The organism is Proteus sp. G2626, assembly GCF_009915985.1.
GTDB classification, from domain to species: Bacteria; Pseudomonadota; Gammaproteobacteria; order Enterobacterales; family Enterobacteriaceae; genus Proteus; species Proteus vulgaris.
In genome coordinates, this window is the sequence record NZ_JAABNH010000009.1 from 26834 (window position 1) to 50497 (window position 23664).

19 protein-coding genes are annotated in these 23664 nt (G+C 37.2%); 7 read left to right on the forward strand and 12 right to left on the reverse strand.

Translation table 11 applies throughout. The features are described from left to right. Positions 1–12: 12 nt before the first annotated feature. Both GWJ05_RS04605 and GWJ05_RS04610 read right to left on the reverse strand, forming a co-directional pair. Positions 13–771: a fimbria/pilus periplasmic chaperone gene (locus GWJ05_RS04605; RefSeq protein ID WP_036932679.1), complete on the reverse strand. Its 759-nt coding sequence runs from the start codon at positions 769–771 to the stop codon at positions 13–15. A 54-nt stretch (positions 772–825) separates the two neighbouring features. Beyond that, positions 826–1899: a fimbria/pilus outer membrane usher protein gene (locus GWJ05_RS04610; RefSeq protein WP_202612555.1), complete on the reverse strand. Its 1074-nt coding sequence runs from the start codon at positions 1897–1899 to the stop codon at positions 826–828. Between the two features lie 243 nt (positions 1900–2142). On the opposite strand from GWJ05_RS04610, the gene mrpI reads away from it, so the two are divergent. Next, positions 2143–2703 (forward strand): phase variation DNA invertase MrpI, encoded by a 561-nt coding sequence (mrpI, locus tag GWJ05_RS04615; RefSeq protein WP_036932685.1) that lies wholly within the window; start codon positions 2143–2145, stop codon positions 2701–2703. 427 nt (positions 2704–3130) lie between these two features. Here the strand turns inward: mrpI and GWJ05_RS04620 are convergent, their stop codons facing one another. Together GWJ05_RS04620 and GWJ05_RS04625 are read right to left on the reverse strand one after the other, a co-directional pair. Next, positions 3131–4354, reverse strand: a complete 1224-nt coding sequence (locus tag GWJ05_RS04620; protein WP_087803026.1) for an RtcB family protein — start codon at positions 4352–4354, stop codon at positions 3131–3133. Continuing rightward, on the reverse strand, positions 4351–5490 hold the full coding sequence (locus GWJ05_RS04625; RefSeq protein WP_373364695.1) for a slipin family protein: 1140 nt from the start codon (positions 5488–5490) through the stop codon (positions 4351–4353). Before GWJ05_RS04625 ends, GWJ05_RS04620 begins: the two co-directional genes overlap by 4 nt. 548 nt (positions 5491–6038) lie before the next feature. Between GWJ05_RS04625 and rtcR the strand changes: the two genes are divergently transcribed. Next, complete coding sequence (rtcR, locus tag GWJ05_RS04630) at positions 6039–7628, forward strand: RNA repair transcriptional activator RtcR (protein WP_036932691.1); 1590 nt, start codon at positions 6039–6041, stop codon at positions 7626–7628. A 9-nt stretch (positions 7629–7637) separates the two neighbouring features. Further along, complete coding sequence (rnz, locus tag GWJ05_RS04635; RefSeq protein WP_036932692.1) at positions 7638–8555, forward strand: ribonuclease Z; 918 nt, start codon at positions 7638–7640, stop codon at positions 8553–8555. An 84-nt stretch (positions 8556–8639) separates the two neighbouring features. Here the strand turns inward: rnz and GWJ05_RS04640 are convergent, their stop codons facing one another. Continuing rightward, complete coding sequence (locus tag GWJ05_RS04640; RefSeq protein WP_036932693.1) at positions 8640–9314, reverse strand: DUF421 domain-containing protein; 675 nt, start codon at positions 9312–9314, stop codon at positions 8640–8642. A gap of 267 nt (positions 9315–9581) precedes the next feature. Between GWJ05_RS04640 and GWJ05_RS04645 the strand changes: the two genes are divergently transcribed. After that, entirely contained in the window at positions 9582–10217 is a 636-nt protein-coding gene (locus GWJ05_RS04645; protein WP_161681118.1) for a hypothetical protein, read from the forward strand. Between the two features lie 359 nt (positions 10218–10576). Beyond that, the gene (gene betT, locus GWJ05_RS04650; protein ID WP_087803022.1) at positions 10577–12580 is read left to right on the forward strand and encodes a choline BCCT transporter BetT; all 2004 of its coding nucleotides are present in this window, start codon (positions 10577–10579) and stop codon (positions 12578–12580) included. Between the two features lie 74 nt (positions 12581–12654). On the opposite strand, the gene hpaR is transcribed toward betT, so the two are convergent. Then, on the reverse strand, positions 12655–13092 hold the full coding sequence (hpaR, locus tag GWJ05_RS04655) for a homoprotocatechuate degradation operon regulator HpaR (RefSeq protein ID WP_087803020.1): 438 nt from the start codon (positions 13090–13092) through the stop codon (positions 12655–12657). A 591-nt stretch (positions 13093–13683) separates the two neighbouring features. On the opposite strand from hpaR, the gene hpaC reads away from it, so the two are divergent. Together hpaC and dtpB are read left to right on the forward strand one after the other, a co-directional pair. Next, the gene (hpaC, locus tag GWJ05_RS04660) at positions 13684–14202 is read left to right on the forward strand and encodes a 4-hydroxyphenylacetate 3-monooxygenase, reductase component (RefSeq protein WP_036932697.1); all 519 of its coding nucleotides are present in this window, start codon (positions 13684–13686) and stop codon (positions 14200–14202) included. A 598-nt stretch (positions 14203–14800) separates the two neighbouring features. Continuing rightward, complete coding sequence (gene dtpB, locus GWJ05_RS04665; RefSeq protein WP_161681120.1) at positions 14801–16288, forward strand: dipeptide/tripeptide permease DtpB; 1488 nt, start codon at positions 14801–14803, stop codon at positions 16286–16288. Between the two features lie 262 nt (positions 16289–16550). On the opposite strand, the gene fbaA is transcribed toward dtpB, so the two are convergent. The 6 genes from fbaA to GWJ05_RS04695 all read right to left on the reverse strand — a co-directional run bounded on the left by fbaA (position 16551) and on the right by GWJ05_RS04695 (position 23525). Further along, positions 16551–17630 (reverse strand): class II fructose-bisphosphate aldolase, encoded by a 1080-nt coding sequence (fbaA, locus tag GWJ05_RS04670; protein ID WP_036932699.1) that lies wholly within the window; start codon positions 17628–17630, stop codon positions 16551–16553. Positions 17631–17695: 65 nt separating this feature from the next. Next, on the reverse strand, positions 17696–18859 hold the full coding sequence (gene pgk / locus GWJ05_RS04675) for a phosphoglycerate kinase (protein WP_036932700.1): 1164 nt from the start codon (positions 18857–18859) through the stop codon (positions 17696–17698). Between the two features lie 87 nt (positions 18860–18946). After that, a complete protein-coding gene (epd, locus tag GWJ05_RS04680) occupies positions 18947–19966 on the reverse strand; it encodes an erythrose-4-phosphate dehydrogenase (RefSeq protein ID WP_036932701.1) in 1020 nt (339 codons plus the stop codon). Positions 19967–20223: 257 nt separating this feature from the next. Beyond that, positions 20224–22218, reverse strand: coding sequence for a transketolase (gene tkt / locus GWJ05_RS04685; RefSeq protein WP_087803018.1), 1995 nt, complete (start codon positions 22216–22218; stop codon positions 20224–20226). A gap of 557 nt (positions 22219–22775) precedes the next feature. Beyond that, the gene (locus GWJ05_RS04690) at positions 22776–23234 is read right to left on the reverse strand and encodes a hypothetical protein (RefSeq protein ID WP_036932706.1); all 459 of its coding nucleotides are present in this window, start codon (positions 23232–23234) and stop codon (positions 22776–22778) included. A gap of 135 nt (positions 23235–23369) precedes the next feature. Further along, positions 23370–23525, reverse strand: a complete 156-nt coding sequence (locus GWJ05_RS04695; RefSeq protein WP_158482365.1) for a hypothetical protein — start codon at positions 23523–23525, stop codon at positions 23370–23372. Positions 23526–23664 lie beyond the last annotated feature (139 nt).

The following is a 23664-nucleotide window of genomic DNA, read 5'->3' on the forward strand; positions in this document are numbered from 1 at the left end:
AAATAGACCTATTTAGTATCCTGCTGATGTTTCTGTCACTTTGCATTCATTGCCATTGCAGCTAAATTTCATCTGTGGACGTCCACCATAATCATTGATGTAACTTAATACTGGTGATGCACCAAATGCAGAGGCATTTAGATTTATCGTTCCTGTGCTTTTAGGTGCTATCATTAATGGCTGAAAACCATCAAGGCTTTTTCCTTGTAATCCCGTTAATCCATCAACCAATGTCACATAATAAGGTGTCGGGTTATTCACTTCGTAACGATCCCCTTTTTTGGTTAAGATGATTTTTTCTTGCCAAGGATGAGTCAAATCTGTTTGAGTGGCATAAATCGCTGCTGGGCGATAAAACAATTTAATTCGTGTTTGTAATGCAATTTGCAACACATTGGGTTTGTCACTGCGAGGTGGGATCTCACGCAAATTAAAATAGAAAACGCTTTCTCTATCTTGGGGTAACTTGGCAATATCTGGCAATGACTGCACTTTTACTTGGCTTTTATCACCAGGTTCAATACGTTGGATCGGTGGTAAAACCAGCAATGGAGAATCGATACGTTCCCCATTCTCATTTTCCATCCAACCTTGTGCCAAATAAGGTAATTCTTTATTTTGATTACTGACATTTAAGCTAATCGATTTATCCGCACCATTGAAAATGACGCGAGTTCTATCTAAAGCAATCGCAGCAATGGCTTGACTAGTAAACATCATTCCAGTTAATAAAGTGGTTGTTACAACAAATAAGCGCTTTAATAACATCATTTTAAATTACTCTTTTTGTCTGAAATTATTTTTATCTTTCCCTTTTTCCTAACCTTATTTAGTGATCAATTGAGGTTGAGGTAAGGGTTCGGTTCTTGGATTAGAGGTTGATGGCGCGATATCGCCATCACCACAGGTCAGCAAAAATGAAGAGAGGACTTGCCCTTCAACTAAGGCAGGAATGCGGACTTTACACTGTTCTTCTCCATTCCAACGCACACTTAATACATCACCAGTATTAATACCTGTCAGATAAACATTTCCGCCATCATTCACAATACCCAACTCACGTCCTTTCTCTGTTGTCACAGTGGCGCCAAACGGAGGATTAGAACCATCTTTCAAGCGAATAACAGCCATCGCTTTTTGTCCTGAAACCACATCAAAATGACGGTAACCTATAGCACCTTCAGTGAGTGTTAATTGTTGAATTGAGCGTAATGCTTCAACATTATCTGGCATTTGATCAAGGTCGATACTGGCACTACTACGATAGTAATCATTGATATCAGGCAATACTGCTTTACCAAAAGCATTAGTACGCGTAATAGCACCGATACTTTTCACTGGTACATCAGAAATACCATCTGTATCAATAAGTAAACGAGTACTACCTGTACGACTGGTACGGTGTAAAGCACCACCTTTTGGTGTAATTGTTGCTCCACCTTGTAGTGATAATGTTGCAGAAGTGTATTCACCAGTAATATGGCTCGCACTGGCTGTCACTAATGCGGTATCGGCATAATGCATGAGATAAGCATCTGCTGATGGCTTACCATTACTGCTTAAACCCGCACCAACACGATAGCTACTATTGTTATCAATACGATCGTAATAGCTGACATTATGTGAATTACCGTGTTTATTGATCACAGTGTTATAGCTAATTGTTGCGCGATCACTCCAAGGCATACTGACATTCATATAAACACCATTATCATTAGTGCCATTGAATTTATTACGAAATGCCGACAAACTGAGATTGATGTTTTTAAAATCACCAATATCCATTGTTTTTGCTAACGACAAGTTATAGTTATCGTTATTAGGTTTATTCCAATAAGTTTGATGGCTATAGTTTAAGTAAGCACTTAATCCCCATTCAGGAAATTGCTTACTGAACATAATGGTGTATTCTGTTTATTTCTCTAAAGATGACCAAACTCCTATCAATAGTCATTTTTCACTTTTTTTATCAATCACTTTCATTTTCTAAAAACAAATAAACTTTCAATAAACTTGTTTAAAATGAACAAGTAAAAGTAAATGCATAAAAAAAACACAACTCTTTATTGATGTATATTACTTGTTATAGTGATGCACCAATTGACGTTTGTTCCTTGTTATCTCATTGAAAAGGTTATGAAAATGAAGCAACGAAAGTTTCTTACACGTTTTGAGATCAATTCTATTTTGAAGCAAGCAAAGGAAGGCCGGTATCCAGAAAGAGATTACTGCATGTTTTTAATGTGTTTTTTACATGGATTTCGCGTGAGTGAGTTATGCAGATTAACCTTAAGCGACATTGATTTAGAAAGTCGAATACTCTATGTCAGGCGCTTAAAAGGGGGGTTATCAACAACACAACCAATTATAGAAGAGGAATATGAAGCATTAGTTAACTGGTTGAAAAAAAGGGAAACATGGCGAGAATCAGATTCAGAATGGGTCTTTTTATCCCAAAAAACAGGTCCAATCTCTCGTCAACAAGTATACGGATTACTACGCCGTTTAGGTAAAGATGCTAATGTATCCATTTCTCCTCATCCCCATATGCTACGCCATGCATGTGGCTATGCACTAGCAGATTTAGGTAGAGATACCCGTTTAATTCAAGATTACTTGGGACATCGAAATATTTCACATACTGTTATCTATACTGCAAGTAATTCAAAACGTTTTGTTCACATTTGGGATGCAAGGAATTAACAAGTAGTGTTTAATTAATATACTCGCTGAAAATTAATACACTAAATAGAGTAGGCTATACTTTTTCAATAAGAATAAAGTTAATTTTAATATAATTAAGAAAATTAGGAATTGTTTTATACTAAATAAATAATCACGATTATTGTTATTAATAATCTTTCTCTAATTAAAGAGTAATTCAATATTAGTATTCTATTTTTGATTATCTTTATTTGAGAGAAATAAATTTAATATCAATCTTTATTTATTAATAATACTAAACATTCTTTGTTTGATTTTTAATCAAAAAAATAAGGATCTTATTTAAAGAAAAATTCCATTCTTAAAATTTTTATTCATTTGCATTTCATGCACACGCTATCATATCTCACTATCCCCTACATAATTGTTTGGGGATAGTTATGTAATTATTTCGTGTAACGCCTTGTTATCCTTTCACACAAACTACCTGTCTTAGAGTATGAACAATTTCAACTAATGATGATTGTGCCTTCATAACAGCGTCAATGTCCTTATAAGCCATTGGAATTTCGTCAATGACATCTTTATCTTTTCGACATTCCACATGCGCTGTAGCTCGAATTTGGTCTTCAACACTAAAAGCTTTTTTCGCAGCCGTTCGACTCATTACGCGTCCGGCACCATGACTACATGAACAGAAGCTTTCGGCATTTCCTTTTCCTCTTACAATAAAGCTCTTAGCCCCCATTGAACCTGGAATGATCCCCATTTCACCACGCTGCGCTGAAACAGCCCCTTTTCGTGTTACCAGTACTTCCTCACCAAAATGCATTTCCTTTTGCACATAGTTATGGTGACAATTGACAGCTTGTTGCTGTGTCGTGAAAGGTTTAGCAATTTGTGTTGATAATGCAACTAACACGCGTTCCATCATGATTTCTCGATTATGTCGCGCAAAATCCTGTGCCCATTCGACCGCTTCTATATAGTCATCATAGAAAAGTGTTCCTTCTTTTAAGTACGCTAAGTTTTTATCTGGCAAATTAGCGATATGTTCTCTCATATCGTCTTGCGCCATTTGTATAAATAACGTACCAATCGCATTACCAACACCACGAGACCCACTATGTAGCATTACCCAAACGTTATCCGATTCATCAAGACACAATTCAATAAAATGGTTTCCTGTTCCTAACGTACCGAGATGACGATAGTTATTGGTATTACGTAAACATGGATACTTATCGGTTAAAGCGTTAAAACGCCCTTCAAGCTGTTGCCAATGTTGATCGACAATATTAGGTGGCTCCTTCCATGAACCACGATCATTCCCTGAATGATAACTTGTTCTTCCATGAGGAACGGCTTGCTCTATTGCCGTTCTTATGGCAAATAAATTATCAGGTAGATCATTTGCGTGTAATGATGTTTTTACGGCAATCATTCCACAACCGATATCCACACCAACAGCGGCAGGAATAATCGCCCCTTTGGTTGGAATAACACTCCCTATTGTTGAACCTTTACCTAAATGAACATCAGGCATGACTGCCATATGTTTAAAGATAAATGGCATCTTGGCGGTATTAATAAGCTGCTTTAGAGCATCTACTTCAACAGGCACACCATTCGTCCACATTTTTATTTCAGCAGTCCCTGCTTCTTTTACTATTTGGTGATCCAATATCATGCTTGTGCTCCTTTAATTTGGACTAATCCGTTTAATACTTGATCTAAACCGCCATAAACGGAGATCTTATCAATACGTTCTGCAATACGTTCCACCGTTTCTAGCTCTTTTAGTCGTAAAGCGACCGGGTTATTTTCCATCACTTTCGCGGTATTTAATAAAGAACGTGTTGCCGATGTCTCTTCTCTTCGACGAATAACATTAGCTTGTGCTGATTTTTCCGCTTCAACGACTTGCGCTAAAATCGTTTTCATTTCACCGGGTAAAACGATATCTTTTACCCCTAATGAAGCCACTTCAATACCATATCCTTGAGTGACTTCACTGATTTTTTCACTGACTAAACTATCTATCAGGCTTTTATTTTCTAATAATTCATCAAGCGTCCTTGTTCCTACTGCTTCACGTAAAGCAAATTGCAACTCTTTATATAAGAACTCCAACGGTGAAGTTAGTTGTTGATATGCTAAAAGCACCTCGCTATAACGCCAGTTAGCTGATAAATTAATACGCAGTGTCACTTTGTCTTTCGTTAGGATCTCCTGCCCACTAACATCCAGTGTTTGTAAACGCATATCGACTACTTCAACATCCACTTTATGCTGATAACGCCAATAGCCTTTTGATCCTGGTGGCAATAAAGCTTGCGTTTCACCGTCGATTCGAATAATACCTGCGTGCCAAGCAGGTATATCCACATTGAGTACCCCTTCGCTTCCCTTTATGACTTGATTTCGTAATTTGGGATGCTGAAGTTTTTTCATCAATGTTGCAGATACTTCAAGTTCATCGATAGATACAATTTCCAAATAACGGTCAGCATAACGCCAATATAAACGTCGCGTTCCCGGCGCTAAGATCTCTTTTAAAGAGCCGTTTTCATATAAAAGACCAATCTCTTCATCCGATAACACGATATCAAAACCATACTCAGTCACCCATTGAGGATAATATTGACGCAAAAATTCTGCTTTCTCACTTTCTAATGCCCCACCATTTAAAGGGAAAATATCCGCACTGAGCTGACGCCCTAAATCAAAAAATTTATGTTCACCTGCCATTAACACATCAATATACTCATCTCTTTTCTTTAGAAGTGCTAATTGCCCCTGTTTTACTACTATTGTTGTTTTTATCATTTTTCGTTCCTTCTTCTTTTCTTCTTTATATCGTGCAATTTATCGTAACTTACTTTTCCACGGGCAAGCTTTGCGAAACTGAAAGGTAAACAAGAGAGGAACGATACTTTGTTTGTCTCTTCTTCTGCTTTCAACCCGGCTCAGTTACTGGTGGATAAGTAAGGTGACGGTACTGCTGTCACAACGGTTTTTTATCGTTAATTTTACATTTGGATTTGTAATGGTTTTGGTGTCAGGAATCGAACCTGAAAATAACCCTCTTCACCTACAGAGTCTCGATGTGGAGGAACACATTTGGATAACACCACAGCGTGTTCTTTATGTGCCTACCAGATTTAAAATCTGCTCAAGACAGTCATAACATTGCCAATATCGTGCCAATTTTTAAAACACACAAAAAATATTTTTAATTTATTGTTTTTATTGACAAAAATATTTGAATGCCTATTTTTAGATATTTACCCATTAAATTAAAAACAACAGATCACTATCTTTTTATCTATATATTTATAAAAATAGATAAAAAGATAAGTAGGGATAACTTAATGAAACGTAAAGTCGTGATTGGTGTTTTAGGCACAACATTAGATAAAAGAGGCAAAAGCCATAAAAGGTGGAACTCATGGCGCCCAACAATTTCCATTTGTCATCAAAAGGATTTCCCTGTTAGCCGATTAGTGATGATCCACCAGCCTAATGACACAATGCTAGCATCTAAAATTACACAAGATATCCATACTATCTCGCCTAATACTGAGGTGTGTCCTTATGAAATTGCTATTTGTGATCCGTGGGATCTTGAAGAGGTTTACAGCCATTTTCTTGATTTTGCAGTAAATTATCCATTTGATACTGAAAATGAAGAATATTATGTGCATATCACAACGGGAACACATATTGCTCAAATTTGTTGGTTTTTACTGACAGAAGCACATTACTTACCAGCAAAACTATTACAAACCTCTCCCTCCTCTAAAGTAGACAATAAAGACGGTGTCAAAACCATACCGTCAGCCACAGGCAGTTATGCTGTTATTGATCTCGATTTAAGTCGTTATACAAAATTAACGAGCCGATTTGAACACTACCATAAAGAGTCACTCTCTTTCTTAAAATCGGGGATTGCCACACGTAATGAACGATTCAATACCTTAATTGCTCAAATTGAACGAGTCGCATTGCGCTCTTTTGCCCCCATTTTATTAACAGGCCCAACCGGTGCAGGAAAATCATTTCTTGCTCAACGTATTTATGAATTACGGCAATCTCGCCATTTTGTAAAAGGGCGTTTTATTGCTGTTAACTGTGCAACATTGCGTGGTGATAATGCCATGTCTACCTTATTTGGCCATGTCAAAGGCGCATTTACAGGCGCATTACAAGCAAGACAAGGATTATTAAGAGAAGCCGATAAAGGGATTTTATTTCTGGATGAAATTGCAGAATTAGGGCTTGATGAGCAAGCGATGTTACTGAAAGCAATAGAAGAAAAATCGTTTTATCCGTATGGCTCAGATACTGAAGTACAAAGCGATTTCCAGTTGATAGCAGGTACACATCGAAATATGGATAAGCACATTAAGGAAGGGCTTTTTCGCGAAGATCTCTATGCAAGGATTAATATGTGGTCTTTTTCACTACCAGGATTAGTCGATCGCAAAGAGGATATTGAACCCAATATTGACTATGAACTACATCATTTTGCAACACACTATCAAAAAGCGATCCGCTTTAATTCAGATGCAAAATCTCACTATATTCGGTTTGCCACATCTGAGCAGGCATTATGGCGTGGTAATTTTCGTGAACTAAGTGCGAGCATAACGCGAATGGCAACACTTGCCGAAAATGGTCGTATTACTCTAACACTTGTTGAGGAAGAAATTGGCCGTTTAAAACATAATTGGGGAATAAGCTCTTCTTTATTAAAGGACTCGGATATCGATCTTTTCGATCTCAGTCAACTGAATACGGTTATCCAAACTTGCCAGCAATCATCAACGCTCTCAGAGGCTGGTAGAAAACTTTTCGCTGTATCAAGGCAAAACAAAAAACAACCCAACGATGCCGATCGCTTACGCAAATACCTTGCAAAATTTGGCTTAAGCTGGGAACAAATTCAACATGGAGAATAATATATCATTATGGAGCTTATCTTCTTAGGCACTAATGCAGGTGTACCTTCTAAAGATCGTAACGTCACCAGTATGGTACTTGATTTACAAAATAAACAAAAAAGTATGTGGATGTTTGATTGTGGTGAGGCCACACAGCATCAGATATTGCATACCCGCGTGAAATTACCGCGTTTAAATAAAATTTTTATTACCCACTTACATGGTGATCATATTTTTGGTTTGCCAGGATTACTGTGTAGTCGTTCAATGGGAGGAACTGAGACTCGCTTAACGGTATATGGCCCTAAAGGTATAAAAGCCTTTATAGAAACAGCCCTGACATTAAGCCAATCTTATCTGACTTATCCTCTTGATATTATGGAAATAGAAGATGCTGGTTTTCTTTTTGATGAAGAAGGCATAAAAGTCAGTTGTGAAGCGCTTTCTCATCCCGTTCCTTGTTTTGGTTATCGCTTAGAAGAAAAAAATAGTCCGGGTAAACTCGATGCCCAGAAGCTAAAAGCTGAAAATATTCCGACTGGCCCTTGGTTACAAGATTTAAAACAAGGTAAAACCATTACATTGCCAGATGGAAGAGCCATTGATGGCAAAGCGTATATTGGCCCCGAAATAAAAGGACGATGTATTGCTATTTTTGGTGATACGCAACCCACACCAAATGCATTAAATCTTGCCAATAATGCAGATGTCATTGTGCATGAAGCAACGTTCAAGCATGAAATGGCAGAGCAAGCAAATAGCCGTGGGCATTCAACAACAGTACAAGCAGCAACGTTAGCAAAAAACGCGAATGTCAAAAAGTTGATTCTTACGCATATTAGTAGCCGTTATTTACCAGAAGATTATGTTGAGTTACTCAAAGAAAGCCAACACGTTTTTAGCCATACGGAAATTGCGTCTGATTTTGCCATTTTTAGGTTGTAGCTTTACAATCACACAGTAACAATAGCGACATGATGTCGCCGTTGTTACTCTACACAAAGCACAGGAGCATCGCTTGTATTTTCGTTAATGCTCCTGCAGTGATGCGGTACGTTTTATCTTGCCATCTTGCAAAATAAAGTTCACTTTTCCATCCCAAAACTCAGCTAAAAAAACATCTTCAGGTTTATCAATATGTTGTTTTTTCATCTCTTCTTGTAACCATGCTTCATCTTTTTCTATTTGTACTAATTCTGAAGTACGAATAATGCCGTCTTTCATCACAATCAAGGAAGGCATTTTTGCCCCATCACACACTACGGTGATTTGTCCGTCAGGTTCGATTTGTGCGTAATTAACTTCTTGAAATGTATGAATACCTTGAGCATGAAGACGTGAAGTAATATTAAGAATATCTATTTTATTTTTCTTTTCCGTAATATTTTCCATAATAAATTCCCCCTTCTTTATTATGGGAATGGGGTTTCCAATCGCAACTGCACGAAAAAAATTGAATCGTTTGCTGATATAATTGAGCAAAGAAATAAAACAAACACCAATTAAAAAGACAGTAATATATTGATAAAGAGGAATAGCATCCGTATAGATCACCCCTCCCATAATTCCCCCCAGAACAAAATTACCAATAAAATCAATGGGAGTTAATTGAGAAAGTTGTGTTTTCCCTGATAAATTCATATGAACTAATATAATAGTGAAACCAATAATAAATTTAATAATAACCAGAAAGTAATATTCCATTTGTATCTCACATTTTCAATAATGTCTGCCCTCATTATTATAAAGCAGAAAACGCTATCCTGATAAAATTCAAATTATTTTTCATGATATTTGACTAAGAAGAAACACTTAATATACTTAAGGTTTGTTGATTTTAAGACTGACACTATACTTATTACGATAGTTTGACTGTAATATCTTACTATCAGCGTAATAGCTTCTCGCCTTTTCTACTACTTACGCGGGATATCACTGAATTGTTTTTGAACACACATTTTGGAGAAAAAAATGAATAAAAAACTACTTACTTCATTGGTTCTAGCGGGTCTTGTTACTATCACAGCAGGCTGTGATGATTCATCTAAAAAAGTGAATGAAGGTATTGATAAGGCAAAAGAAACAGCAACTCAAGTCACTGAAACAGCGCAAGATAAAGCCAACGAGTTGACAGAGCAAGCAAAAGATAAAGCAACCGACTTGAAAGAGGATGCATCAGCAAAAGCTGATGAATTATCACAACAAGCTCAAGAGCTCAAAGATAAGGCAGAACAAAAAGCTGCAGAATTAAAAGCACAAGCTGATGAAAAAACAGATGCGCTAAAAGAGAATATTTCACAAAAAACAGATGAATTAAAAGATACAAGTGCAACAAAAGTGGAAGAGATCAAACAAAGTCTAGAAGCTGAAAGTAATAAACTCTCTGAAAAAGCTGCGGAGCTAAAACAAGACGCCAGCAAAACGGCTGATAACCTAATGCAAGAAGCTGACAATAAAGTTGATCAGCTAAAAAGTGATGCTTCAAAAACAAGTGGCGATATAAAGCAACAAGCTCAAGAGACAGAAAATCAAGCACTTGATAAAGCTGATCAATTGACCGATCAAGCAAAACAAAAAATTGATGATTTAAAAGCTGAGAACAAATAATCAGATTTCAGAATTTTTGATGAATTGAAAGCCAGTGGTTCTCCACTGGTTTTTTTTGTGCAAAAAAAAGACAAGGGTTGATCGATTAAGCAAAAAATGTAACCATGTTATCCTTTTTTCAACAGGAGAAACCTATTAAAGAGCGAAAGCACTTATATCACAACAATAGTAATTAATTGATTTTAAATATAGTTTTCTTCACCTTACGGAAAAAACAATTTATTTCCGTTCTTTTATAAAATATCAGATTGATTTGATATTTTATTCAAATTTTCTTATGAACTTTTCTTTTCTGATAACGTAAGCAATCAGATAGTGGAAAGTTTATTTGTAGGAAGATAACAAAAAATAGGTTAACTATGAGTCAACAAAACGATATAACCCCTCAAAAAGTTAGGATGAAAATTAATCCTCCCGTTTTTTATACATCAGCGCTGTTAATTTTATTGGTCGTTGGCTTCTCTGCGTTATTTCCAGAGCTGGCTAATGATAAATTAGGTCATCTTCAGGAAAACCTCTTCACGAATGCAAGTTGGTTCTACATTCTAGCCGTAGCATTGGTTTTGCTGAGTGTGACTTATTTAGGTCTTTCCCGTTTTGGTCAAATAAAACTAGGTCCCGATCATGCACGCCCTCACTTTAGCTATTTTGCCTGGTTTGCCATGCTCTTTTCTGCGGGAATGGGTATTGGATTAATGTTCTTTGGTGTGGCTGAACCCGTCATGCATTATTTAATGCCTCCTACTGGCGATGCCCAAACCATAGAAGCAGCCAAAGAAGCTATGCGACTTACTTTTTTCCACTGGGGATTACATGCATGGGCTATTTATGCCATTGTCGCTTTAATCTTGGCTTTTTTCTCTTATCGCCATGGTTTGCCATTAACATTACGTTCAGCACTTTATCCTATTATTGGTGATCGCATACATGGCCCTATTGGCCATGCTGTAGATATTTTTGCTGTTATGGGAACGGTATTTGGTGTTGCAACCTCTCTGGGTTTTGGTGTTTTACAGGTGAATGCCGGTTTAAATCACCTTTTTGGTGTTCCGATTAATCCAACTGTTCAAGTTATTTTAATTGTTGTAATCACGGCTCTTGCTACTATTTCCGTTGTGTCTGGATTAGAAAAAGGGATCCGCTTTTTATCCGAGCTCAACTTAGGTTTAGCCGTTATTCTTCTTTTATTAGTGATCATTCTCGGCCCAACAGTATTGATATTAAAATCATTTGTTGAAAATACTGGTGGATATTTATCTGAAATTGTGAGTAAAACCTTTAATCTTTATGCTTATGAACCAAAATCGAGCGATTGGTTAGGAGGATGGACACTACTTTATTGGGGTTGGTGGTTATCATGGTCCCCATTTGTCGGTATGTTTATTGCTCGTATTTCTCGTGGCCGTACTATCCGCGAATTTGTTGTCGGTGTTCTGTTTGTTCCTGCTGGCTTTACTTTACTTTGGATGACAGTGTTTGGTAACACAGCAATCCATTTAATCAAAGACAAAGGTGCCGAAACACTTGCCAATATTGTGCAACAAGATGTTTCCTTGGCTTTATTTGAGTTCTTAAACTATTTTCCATTTTCAACCGTATTATCCTTTGTTGCGATGCTGATGGTCATTGTATTTTTTGTAACATCTGCGGACTCTGGAGCTATGGTTGTAGACACGTTAGCATCAGGGGGAGATAGTGAAACACCTGTATGGCAACGTATTTTCTGGGCTGCCTTAATGGGTATTTCAGCCATCACCTTATTATTAGCGGGTGGATTAACGGCACTTCAAACTGTTACGATTGCAAGTGCATTACCTTTCTCTATTGTATTACTCGCTTCTATTTATGGGTTAATAAAAGCACTAAGAGTTGATGTGTATAAACGAGACAGCCAACAGTTAACTACGATTGCACCACCAGCAAGCCGTAATCCAATTCCTTGGCAACGTCGTTTAAGAAATATTGCTTATTTTCCAAAACGTTCCCATGTAAAACGTTTTATGGATGAAGTAATTCAACCTTCAATGGAAATGGTCTCTGCTGAATTAAGCAAACAAGCAACTCAATGCTATATACATAATGAAGAAGATGATCGCATTGGCTTCGAAGTCGATTTAGGCGATGACATGAATTTCTTCTATGAAGTTCGTCTGCGTTTTTATACCCAACCAGCCTTTGCTTTAGCTGGATTAAGTGATGAAGAAAGAGACGAAGAACATAAATATTATCGTGCGGAAATCCACTTAAAAGAAGGTGGACAAGATTACGATGTCATGGGTTGGACAAAAGAACAAATCATTCACGATATTCTTGATCAGTATGAAAAACACATTCACTTTTTACATGTGTTAGGTAAGCAATAATTTTATCTACATGAAAAAGCAAAAAAGGAGATGCTCTAGCATCTCCTTTTTATTATCAATCAACTCTCAATCTTTTATTTTTCTGAACGTTCTACACTATCTGAATTAAGTGCCATCAGCTCTTTTAATAATCCTGATAACTGTTGTAACTTTTCAGTTGAAAACTTTTGCTCAAGTAATTGATAACCTTCTTCAATTTTAGGTTGAATTTTATCGTATAAGTTCTGACCGTTGGTAGAAAGTGAAACAAAAAGCTTTCGTTGGTCACTAACGGGTTTTAGTCGACAAATAAGCTCATCTCTTTCCATTCGAATAAGAATACCCGTTAAACTTGGTCGAAGAATACACGATTTTTGTGCTAATTCGTGAAAATCAATAGAACGCTTATCAGCAAGCACTCGAATAATCCGCCATTGTTGTTCTGTCAGATTATGCTCTTTAAGAACAGGTCGAAAAAACCCCATCGCAGATTCCCGAGCTTGCAATAGCGCGATAGTTAATGATTCATGCATAATCAAGAAGCTCTTTATATGGTGCTATAGGTGAATGGACGAAAAATCACTCAGTATAGACAGTGAAAAAGTACCGCTATTTATGGTTTATAAAAATGACTATATTCTAAGAATAAACTATTTGTTACAATTATTCATATTAACAAATAAATAAAGTTGACTCAATTTTTGCAATTTTATTCTCTTTGTGCAATTTATCACCCTTTCCTTTTATTGATTTTAACTCCTCTTTTCACAACCATTTGGCTTATCTGCAATTATTATTAGTTTGCAATTTGTGTTATTCCTCTATCAATCAAAAAAAGTCGCCTAATTTACCTATTACCTTAGCGATAAATTAGGAATAATAATCATAGCGATAAGGTTGACTCACGTTTTTTTGAGATAAAGTTAACAGGTTGTAACAAAGAAAGATTGCTATCTTTGTTTATGCGCGGTAGCGTTACGGCTTTAAACTCGTGTAGCAAAGAAACCAGCGTTCATAACAACTTTGTTAAGCGAAGTCGTTAGAACATGTTTTAACGACCTTAACTAATCATTATTTTAAGTGAAGACGCCCACAGACGAGAAGTCTGGCAGTAGGAGTAAAGAATGTCTGAGGAAAAACAGGCTAACCCACTTTTTCGGGATGCAATGGCAAGCTTAGGTGCTGCGGTCAATATCGTTGCAACAAATGGCCATGCTGGGTGCTGTGGTTTAACCGCAACAGCAGTATGCTCAGTGACTGACACCCCACCAACCGTGATGGTTTGTATCAACAGTAAAAGTCAGATGAATACCATTTTTCAAGAAAATGGAAAATTAAGCATTAATATATTGAATCATGAACAGGAAGAAATGGCCTGTCATTTCGCCGGAATGACTGGGCTTGCGATGGCAGAACGTTTTACCCAACCAGGATGGCAAAACGGTCAATTACAACAACCGGTATTAACAAATGCACTCGCCTGCTTAGAAGGCGATATTTATGATGTTCGCCAAGTTGGCACACATTTTGTTTATATGGCTGAAATTAAAAATATTGCTGTACGTGAAGATGGTGACGGACTCATTTATTTTAAACGTCGTTTCCATTCTGTTAAAAATGAATTGGTGCCTATCTCCATTTAAACGTTGACTATTTCTGGCTCAAGATGAAAACGCGCTTTTAATAAGGGCGTTTTTTATTTTTATTAATGTCTTCATAAAAATAAATATTTATCTAAAATAAGTGAATACTTATTTATTTAAGTAATGATTCCTAATTTTTTAGTCTTTATTAAACTTTTATTAACATCCGTTTGTTATAAAAGAATATATTTTAATTATAATGAAAAAATTCTTCTTATAATCAATCAGTCATATCATAAAAAATATTTTCTTTTCGCTTTAATCATTCATCTCTATTTAATTTGATCAGATTAAAACATGCACAAAGAATAATCTTACAGGTGATATTTTATACCAAAAATCCATTAAATGACTTTATTTGAAAATAAATTAATGAATATTTTTTTCAATCTGGTATTAATCTTCCTTACAGTGTGATCAACCTTTGAGAAGTCATTCTATCAATATATTAGTCTACTCGACTTGCTGATTACCTTCTTAAATTTGCAAACATCACTCTAAATACGGCAGATAATGTTATCGTCGTGTAACATATCTCATCAGTTTGAGTAAATAACATCGTTGTTGAAAATAAATAATAATTAGGGGCATTACAGATATGGATAAACCCGCTCAAGTCGGTTTATTACAACAACCTAAACCATTCTTTATGATTTTCTTTGTAGAATTATGGGAACGTTTTGGTTACTACGGCGTACAAGGTATTCTTGCCGTTTATTTTGTTAGTAAACTCGGTTTCTCTCAAGAACAAGCTTTTATTACTTTTGGTGCATTCTCAGCACTGGTTTATGGGCTTATTTCTATTGGTGGCTATGTTGGTGATCACTTATTAGGAACAAAACGAACAATTGTTTTAGGTGCTATTGTTCTGGCTATCGGTTATTTCATGACGGGTATGTCAATCATGTACCCTAATTTAATTTTCTACGCATTAGGAACTATCGCTGTAGGTAACGGTTTATTTAAAGCTAATCCTGCAAGCTTATTAGCAAAATGCTATCCCCCTAAAGATCCTCGTCTTGATGGTGCATTTACACTATTTTATATGTCGATAAATGTCGGCTCACTAATCTCTTTATCTATTGCGCCAGTGCTTGCCGATCGTTATGGATATAGCCTGACTTATAATATTTGTGGTATTGGCTTGATTATCGCTTTATTGGTTTATTTCTTCTGTCGTAAGATGGTGGCAAATATTGGGTCTGAACCAGACCATTTACCAATGAATTACAACAAACTACTATTAGTCATCGCGGGCTCTGTAGCTATGGTATTTGCTTGTGCATGGTTACTGCACAACGTAATGATTGCGAATATTGTTTTAGTTAGCTTGTCTATTATTGTTGTCTTCATTTATTTCCGTGAAGCCTTTAAACAAAAAGACAGAGTTGCGCGCAATAAAATGTATGTTGCCTTTGTTCTGATGTTAGAAGCCGTTATTTTCTACATCCTTTACGCACAAATGCCAACCTCACTAAACTTCTTTGCTATTCACAACGTTCATCATAATTTATTGGGTTTTGAGATCCATCCTGTAAGCTTCCAAGCTTTAAACCCATTCTGGATTATTATTGCGAGCCCAATCTTAGCGATCATATATAGCCGTTTAGGCGCGAAAGGCAAAGACTTCTCAATGCCAGCGAAGTTTACCGCAGGTATGCTTCTGTGCTCGTTAGGATTCCTTACAGCTGCTGCATCGGGGATGTGGTTTGCAGATGCTCAAGGCTTAACATCACCTTGGTTTATCGTTCTGGTTTATTTATTCCAGAGTTTAGGTGAGCTAATGATCAGTGCGTTAGGCTTAGCTATGGTTGCGGCTTTCGTACCGCAATATATGATGGGCTTTATTTTAGGTATGTGGTTCTTGACTCAAGCAACAGCCTATTTATTAGGTGGTTATGTTGCCACCTTCACCGCTGCACCAGAAGGTATTACAGATCCGCTACAGACTTTACCTATTTATACCGATGTATTTGGTAAAATTGGTATGGTGACCTTAATTGTAGGTCTGGTTATGTGGGCAACAGTGCCTCTACTTAACCGAATGATGAAAGAAGAAAGCAAAGGCGTTAAAGTCACGGGCTAATCTTTCAGTTAATAGATTACTAAATTTAAGCGTCTATTTATTGATAGGCGCTTTTTTATGTCTGCTTTATCTCAATATTAGATCTTCTTTCGTGTGGGTCAAATATCACGACTAGAGACTAAAGATATTGGTTATCGACACAATTTCATACCTAATTTTTGAATATAAATGTCATCATAGCCAGGCTACCTGATAACTTTCTATCAAGCATAAAAAACCCGCAAAATAAGCGGGTTTTTTTTCATTTCAAAGAACGAATTAATTACAGAACATCAATCGCATTCAATTCTTTAAATGCTTGCTCTAAGCGAACAACCATAGATGATTGTGCTTGGCGTAACCAGTTACGTGGATCGTAGTATTTCTTGTTAGGTTTATCTGCACCTTCTGGGTTACCTAACTGACCTTGTAGATAGCCTTCGTTCTTTTTGTAGAACTGTAAAATACCATCCCAAGTTGCCCACTGAGTATCAGTATCGATATTCATTTTGATAACACCGTAATCAACTGCTTCTTTGATTTCTTCTGCTGAAGAACCCGAACCGCCGTGGAAAACAAAATCTAAACTATTGTGTGGCAGGTTGAATTTCTCTGATACGTAGTCTTGTGAATTACGGAGAATTTTTGGCGTTAACTGAACGTTACCTGGTTTATAAACACCGTGAACGTTACCGAAAGAAGCAGCGATAGTGAAGCGAGGACTTACTGCACTCAGTTTTTCGTATGCGTAAGCAACATCTTCTGGTTGAGTATAAAGCGCTGAGCTATCCATCCCCGTGTTATCAACACCGTCTTCTTCACCACCAGTACAGCCTAATTCGATTTCTAAAGTCATATCGATTTTAGCCATACGCGCTAAATATTTAGCACAGATTTCAATGTTTTCTTCTAATGACTCTTCTGATAAGTCAATCATATGAGAAGAGAACAGAGGTTTACCTGTTTTCGCGTAGTGTTTTTCACCTGCATCTAACAAACCATCAATCCATGGTAATAATTTTTTTGCACAGTGGTCAGTATGCAAAATAACAGGCACACCGTAATATTCAGCCATTTGGTGTACATGATGCGCACCAGAAATTGCGCCTAAAATAGCAGCTTGCTGTGGTACATCTGATTTAAGGCCTTTACCTGCGATAAATGCAGCACCACCGTTAGAGAACTGTACAATAACAGGAGAACGAACTTTCGCCGCAGCTTCTAACACAGCATTAATTGAGTCAGTACCTACACAGTTAACCGCAGGTAGAGCAAATTTATTTTCTTTTGCTACTGCAAATACTTTTTGTACATCATCACCCGTGATGACACCCGGTTTCACGAAATCAAAAACTTTAGACATGTAATAAGATCCTATATTTGGAACAGGTAGAAAGTAACTTTCTACCTGTAAATGAGCTGACTTAATTACTGTTTAGCGCGTTCTTCTAACATTGCAACAGCGGGCAGTTTTTTCCCTTCAACGAACTCTAAGAAAGCACCACCACCGGTTGAAATGTAAGAGATTTTGTCTGCAATATCAAATAAATCAATCGCAGCCAGCGTATCACCACCACCAGCGATAGAGAACGCTTCACTTTCTGCGATCGCATTCGCGATAATTTCTGTCCCTTTGCGGAAGTTAGGGAATTCAAACACACCTACAGGACCATTCCACAGGATAGTTTTTGCATTTTTCAGAATTTCAGCTAAACGTTCAGCTGTTACATCACCGATATCCAGTACTTGTTCATCATCTTTGATGTCACTTGCTGATTTTAAAACAGCTTCAGCTGTTTCAGAGAATTCTGTCGCAACACGAACATCGCTTGGTACTGGAATATCACATTTTTCCATTAGCTTTTTGGCATCATCAACAAGGTCTGCTTCATATAAAGAGCGGCCTACTGGATGACCTTCTGCTGCGATAAAGGTATTTGCAATACCACCACCAACAATTAATTGGTCAGCAATTTTTGATAAAGAATCTAATACAGTCAGTTTAGTTGAAACTTTAGAACCACCAACAATCGCAACCATTGGGCGAGCTGGTTTGTCTAATGCTTTACCTAATGCTTCAAGCTCTGCTGATAACAGTGGACCCGCGCAAGCAACTTGTGCAAATTTAGCTACACCATGAGTTGATGCTTGAGCACGGTGAGCCGTACCGAATGCATCCATTACGAATACATCACATAATGCAGCGTATTGTTTAGACAGTGTTTCGTCGTCTTTCTTTTCGCCTTTGTTAAAACGAACGTTTTCAAGAACAACTAACTCACCTGCATTGACTTCAACACCATTTAAATAGTCTTTAGCAAGGCTAACTGGTGCGGTTAATTTGTCTTTCAGATAGTCAACAACTGGTTTTAAAGAGAACTCTTCGTTGTACTCACCTTCGGTAGGACGACCTAAGTGAGAAGTTACCATCACTTTAGCGCCTTGTTTTAACGCGGCTTCAATTGTTGGTAAAGAAGCACGGATACGCGCATCTGAAGTCACTTTACCATCTTTAACTGGAACGTTCAGGTCAGCACGGATAAGAACTCGTTTACCCGCTAGGTCTAAATCGGTCATCTTAATTACAGACATGATGAATCCTCTCATTGATTCTCTAAAATTTAGTAATCTTCTGTTCAGTGCGTTGTAATATTACGCGACACCGTCATTAAAACATGATTATTTAAAACCAGTTGCAGCCATAGCTAACGTTGTATCAAGCATTCTATTAGCAAAGCCCCATTCATTATCACACCAGACTAACGTCTTGATCAGGTGTTGCCCACTGACCCTTGTTTGTGTGCCATCAACGATAGCACTATGAGGATCGTGGTTAAAATCAGTTGAGACTAATGGCAATTCTGTGTAATCCACTATACCACGAAATGCGCCAGTTGCTGATTTTTGAATTAACCGATTGACATCTAACACATTTACAGCTGTTTTTACAGTCACACTTAAATCAATTGCCGTCACATTAATTGTAGGAACTCGTACAGAAATTGCCTCAAAATGATCCTTAAATTTTGGGAAAATCCGAGTAATTCCTGCGGCCAATTTCGTATCAACAGGAATAATAGATTGTCCTGCGGCACGAGTACGGCGTAAATCCTTATGATATGCATCAATCACGGGTTGATCGTTCATGGCTGCATGGATTGTTGTTACTGTTCCTGATTCTATATTAAACGCATCATCCATCATTTTAATGATGGGAATAATGCAATTTGTTGTACAAGATGCATTTGAAACAATACGATGCTCTTTTTTAAGTTCATGTTGATTAACACCAAAAACCACTGTTGCATCTAAATCTGTTGTGCCGGGATGAGAAAAGAGCACTTTTTTGGCACCTTGTGCAATATGCGCTTCGCCATCAACACGAGAGCCGTAAGCACCACTACAATCAAGTACGACATCGATACCAAGTTCACCCCAAGGTAAATCAGTAATATCAGCGTGATGAAAGAGACGAATAGTATCATCACCTACTTGCAATAAATCGTTATTAATTCGTACATCCCAAGCAAAACGTCCGTGGCTGGAGTCATACTTGAGAAGATGCCCAATACCTTGCGCATCAGCCAATTCATTTATTGCAATAACCGTTATTTCAGCCCGTTTACCTGATTCATAAAGCGCTCTTAACACATTACGCCCTATACGACCAAAACCGTTAATAGCGACTCTGATTGTCATGTGACTTCCTTGATAACTAGTAATTTGCAACCGCTTAGAATAATAGAGCACGATACTAATCAACAACGATAAATCAAGTAAATCTAGAAATTGTGCAGTCACCGACATTTTAGAGATAACTGAAACGGTTCAGCTTACTGATAATCAGATTACGAGAAATGCGAGAAGATCGCAATAGTAAACAAAGATGGAAGGATAAAAAAAGAGCACATCTGAGAAATTCTTCCCAAAAATGTGCTCTTGTTAACACTTATTGATTATTTCAGTAAAGATTTTGCTTGTGTGACCACATTTTCAACAGTGAAACCAAACTCTTCAAATAATTCATTTGCAGGAGCTGATTCACCAAAACTGTGCATACCTACAATCGCACCATCTAAACCAACATATTTGAACCAGTAGTCAGCAATACCGGCTTCGATAGCAACACGTGCTTTCACAGATGTTGGTAATACTGCTTCACGGTAATCTGCATCTTGTTTATCAAACGCATCCGTTGCTGGCATTGAAACCACTCGAACTTTACGACCTTCTGCAGTTAATTGATCGTAAGCATTGACGGCTAGTTCAACCTCTGAACCCGTAGCGATAAAGATAAGCTCTGGCGTACCGTCACAATCTTTCAGGATGTAACCACCCTTCTCGATGTTTGCCAATTGCTCTTGAGTGCGTGGTTGCTGTGCAAGATTTTGACGAGAGAAAATCAGAGCTGTTGGGCCATCTTTACGATCAATTGCATATTTCCATGCAACAGCTGATTCAACTTGGTCACATGGACGCCATGTGCTCACGTTTGGTGTTACACGCAGACTTGCCATTTGCTCAACAGGTTGGTGAGTTGGGCCATCTTCACCCAGACCGATAGAGTCATGAGTATAAACAAAGATACTGCGGATCTTCATCAGAGCAGCCATACGTACAGCATTACGTGCATATTCCATAAACATCAAGAAGGTTGCGCCGTAAGGAACAAAACCGCCGTGTAATGCAATACCGTTCATGATTGCAGACATACCGAATTCACGTACACCGTAATGGATGTAGTTACCCGCTTTATCTTCGTTTAATGCTTTAGAACCAGACCACATAGTCAGGTTACTTGGTGCTAAGTCCGCAGAACCACCCATGAATTCTGGTAATACTTTACCAAATGCTTCTAATGCATTTTGAGACGCTTTACGGCTTGCAATGCTTGAAGGGTTTTGTTGCAGATTTTCAATAAATGCTTTGGAATCTTTTTCCCAATTAGCTGGCAATTCACCAGAAATACGACGTTTGAATTCAGCCGCTAATTCAGGGAACTGTGCTGCGTAGGCTGCAAATTTAGTATCCCATGCTGCTTCTTTTGCTTTACCTGCTTCTTTCGCATCCCACTCTTTATAAATTTCTTGTGGAATTTCGAATGCGCCGTATTCCCAACCTAACGCTTTGCGTGTTTCAGCGATTTCTGCATCACCTAATGGAGAACCGTGAGAATCTGCAGTACCTGCTTTATGAGGAGAACCAAAACCGATAGTGGTTTTACAAATCAGCAGTGAAGGTTTGTCAGTGATCTGTTTTGCAGTTTCAATAGCTGCTTTGATGCTTGCTGCATCGTGACCATCAATACCACTGATGACATGCCAACCATAAGCGTCAAAACGCTCTGCTGTATTATCGGTAAACCAACCATGCACTTGACCATCAATAGAGATACCATTGTCATCATAAAATGCGATCAGTTTACCTAACTGTAATGTTCCAGCTAAAGAACACGCTTCGTGAGAGATACCTTCCATCATACAACCATCACCCATAAAGGCGTAGGTGTAGTGGTCAACGATATCATGACCAGGACGGTTAAATTGAGCCGCTAATGTACGTTCTGCAATTGCAAAACCCACTGCATTTGCAATACCTTGACCTAAAGGACCCGTTGTTGTTTCAACACCCGGGGTATAACCATATTCTGGGTGACCTGGTGTTTTAGAATGCAATTGACGGAAGTTTTTCAAATCATCTAAAGAAACTTGATAACCAGACAGGTGCAGTAAGCTATAAATCAGCATTGAAGCATGGCCGTTAGATAATACAAAACGGTCACGATCAGCCCAGTTAGGGTTAGTCGGGTTATGATTTAAAAAATCACGCCATAATACTTCTGCAATATCAGCCATACCCATAGGGGCGCCAGGGTGTCCTGATTTCGCTTTTTGCACAGCATCCATACTTAAAAAACGGATCGCATTAGCAAGGGTTTTACGAGTGGTCATTTTCTACTCCAAGTCGGATAAAAAGCATCTAGATAGCTGATTCTCTCAATGCAGGCAAAAAACCGCAATATAAAAAATCCACAAAGGTGGTTATCGTAATTAGCTTAAAACAATAATTCTTTGATTTACACAGCATTTTTTACGATAAAAGCGGAAAATAACATTACATCACTGCATTATTGCGCAACAAAAAACAAAAAACATAATTATTTGCGCAATTGAGAAGCAGCTATTAAACCTTAGCTTGATGTGACTAATCAAGATAAAATTTCATTGCCGAATTATCCAACAAATCAAATAAATATCGCTTTTGTTTTAATCATAACCTAATAACTGACTGTACTTGTTACGAGAACGTAGAATTATAAGAGATTAAAAAAGATAAAAAAAAAGATAATTCATTGATTACATAATAAAAGTTTCATTTACATCATATATGAATTAAAGGAAAAATCAGCGTAAAGCAAATGTTGCTTTTTAATATTAATAACAAAGGATAAAAACAAATTTAATTCTATTTTTCACTCTAACTGAAAACTTATTTTAAATAACCAGAACTAAATCACCACTAATGTCTTTTTACAAAAACCTATCGGAAAATGGCCTTGGCAGTAAATCTGAATAATATTTTCCCAATTATCACCATAATTGAAATATTTTTCAGTAAGATACTGTCTAAAGGCGTAACATATCGCATTTCTTGCTGCAATTTTAAAGTTATGTGCATCGAATTGAAATTGATTATCTGGCACAGGGAACGCTTTTAAACTCTCTATCACCGCTTTACTGACAAGTAATCGCATCTCAACCAAATCTTTGGGATATTCTTGTTTTATATAGAAAGGATCGTCTTGAGTGGGGGAAGTTGGCAACCATACGACATTTAAAGGCGATTCAAAACAAGCTTGGATACTGTGAAAATAGATAATTTTTTTATCATCGAAGTTTCCCTTTCCCATATTAGAAAAAAAAGGAGTAGTACCCATTTTTTGTTGAATTTCGTTAAAAAAGCTCATGGCTAATAGACTCAATTATTTTTACGTTAATTCTATCTGATTTCAACATAACATGCTGATCCTAAATGTATGAATATTGATAAAATACGTAATATCCTTTATGGCAATGAGATCCTTACTAGAATAAATCTTTGTTTAGCGATGATTATCTTCCACTAACGCTAAAAAATGATCTTGAAGGTCGCCTTGAATTTCCTCGTCATCATAAATAAGCTGAAAATCTTTATCGATATTATTAATAAAATATGTACCGTCGAGTGTTCCGAATATTGTTGATGCCGTATCTGTCATCACGATTTTCAATATATTAATTACTGACAGCCTTTATTTTTCTGATAAATTAACAAAAAATTTATTCATTTGAGAGAAAGTACCTTCATAGTAATGCTCTGGATCTTGCCTATTTAACCTTTCATTATATTGTTTGAGG